Annotated in this window: 1 protein-coding gene; it reads left to right on the plus strand. The window is 62.7% G+C overall.

Going from position 1 to position 842, the window contains the following annotated elements; all coding sequences use genetic code 11:
- Positions 1 to 271 precede the first annotated feature (271 nt).
- Positions 272 to 842: sugar ABC transporter permease (locus tag EOA60_RS35230; protein WP_164899883.1), on the plus strand; the 571-nt coding region annotated here is incomplete at its 3' end.

Below are 842 nucleotides of genomic sequence, written 5' to 3' on the forward strand. Positions count from 1 at the left end.
GACACCTTCTCCCCGCAAGCGGGGAGAAGGTGTCACCCGATGAATGTCGCCCAAAAGTGCGAAGCGGTTTTGGGAGAACGACATTCACGGACTAGTGACGGATGAGGGCAGCGCCGAATCCTGAAAGTCGCCTCCGCTCCTCATCTGCCTGCCCTCCTCCGCAGCAGCTGCGCTGCAGCTACGGAGGGTGAACCGGCGTCTTCTCCCCGTGAACGGGGAGAAGGACGCTGTCGCCACGCTGGCCTCACCATCACCCGTAGAGCCAAATCGAATGACCTACGCAGTGTCCGAAATCCGATCGACCGGCCGGCCGCGCAAGAAGCGGCTGAGCAAGGCCGCGATCGAGCCCTGGCTCTATCTTTCGCCGGCTATCGTCCTGCTGGTCGTCGTGCTCCTGGTGCCGCTGATCATCGGCATCAGCTATTCCTTCCGCAAATTCTCCGCCTTCAAATCGGAATATGTCGGGCTCGGCCAGTACCAGGCGATGCTCTCCGACGCGGTGCTCGGCCAGGCGCTGGTCAACACGCTTTGGTGGACGGCCGCCAGCCTGTTCTTCCAGTTCTTCCTCGGGCTTGGTCTGGCGCTGCTGCTCGACAAGCCCTTTTATGGCCGCAAGGTCGTGCAGGCCGTGGTGTTCCTGCCCTGGGCGGTGCCGTCCTTTCTTTCCGGCCTTACCTGGGCCTGGCTGTTCAACCCGATCATCGGCCCGCTGCCGCACTGGCTTTTCGCGCTCGGCCTGAAGGCCGAGCCGACCAACGTGCTTTCCGATCCGGCCACAGCTATGTGGGGGCCGATCGTCGCCAACATCTGGTTCGGCATTCCCTTCTTCGCCATCACTCTGC

Source organism: Mesorhizobium sp. M1A.F.Ca.IN.020.06.1.1 (assembly GCF_004023265.1).
Taxonomy (GTDB): Bacteria; Pseudomonadota; Alphaproteobacteria; order Rhizobiales; family Rhizobiaceae; genus Mesorhizobium.